Raw genomic sequence first — 981 nt, 5'->3', positions numbered from 1 at the left:
CAGGATCGGCGGCACACCGCCACCTCCGGCCCCGCCGCTTCGAACGCGCCCGGCACCAAAGGCACAGCACCTTCCGGACCAGCGAACACACCGGCAGGCAGGATCGGCGGCACACCGCCACCCTCCGGCCCCGCCGCTTCGAACACGCCCGGCGCCAAAGGCACGGCACCTTCCGGACCAGCGAACACACCGGCAGCGAAGGGCGACGGCACACCAGCGCCCAACAGCCCAGCCGCTTCGAACGCACCCGGCGCCAAAGGTACAGCGCCTTCCGGACCGAGCGCCCCAGCCGGAAAGATCGGCGGCGCGCCAGCACCCTCCGGGCCGGGCGCATCCAGCCCACGCCCGGCACCGGGCCCCGACGCGGAAAAGGCCGCGTCCGAGCGCAAGTCCGCGCCGGAGACCGGCGGTAGCACCGCGCAGCCTGGTTCCGCTCCGGACCAGTCACGCACCGTGGTGATCAAACGGGATCAGCTTCCGACCGGCACGGCACCCGCTGGTGGGTCCGCTTCGAAAGACGCCGGGGCGCAGCCGGATCGACCGGCCGCGGACAAAGCACCGGCGTCCGGCACGAAGGCGGGACAGGCGGCCGCCGGTGGTACCACCCCGCCCGGTGGCAAGCCCGACTCCGAGGTCGAGACCGGGGCGACCCCCGAGGGCGGCGAATCCGCGACCGTCGTGATACGCAAACCGCAGCCGTCGGCCGGGCAGGCTCCCGCGCCGGAGCGGACCGGTGCGTCCACCCCGGCTCAGCCGCAGAACCCGCCCGGTTCGGACGACGTGACGATGGCGATGCCGGTAGTCGGCTCGGACGACGCGAAGACCGTCGCGCTGCCCATCCAACGCCCCGGTGACGGTGGCAGGCCCGGTACCGATCGCGTGGTCACACCGCCGGCGGGTCCGGTGCCGGTCACCAAGCCGCCGAGCACGCCGCGGCCTGCTCCCGGTCCCAAACAGCCCGGCCCGCACGGCCCCGCCGCG

Annotated in this window: 2 pseudogenes; one reads left to right on the top strand and one right to left on the bottom strand. The window is 74.5% G+C overall.

Annotated elements, in window-relative coordinates:
* Nucleotides 1-464 (bottom strand): annotated as a pseudogene (locus ON21_RS39720) (hypothetical protein); the annotation flags it as partial.
* On the opposite strand from ON21_RS39720, the pseudogene ON21_RS30295 reads away from it, so the two are divergent.
* Nucleotides 454-981: pseudogene (locus ON21_RS30295) on the top strand (hypothetical protein); the annotation flags it as partial. The pseudogenes ON21_RS39720 and ON21_RS30295 sit on opposite strands and share 11 nt — an antisense overlap.

It is taken from the genome of Nocardia araoensis NBRC 100135 (genome assembly GCF_000308435.1).
Lineage (GTDB): Bacteria > Actinomycetota > Actinomycetes > Mycobacteriales > Mycobacteriaceae > Nocardia > Nocardia araoensis.
This window is presented reverse-complemented; position numbering and strand designations above follow the sequence as displayed.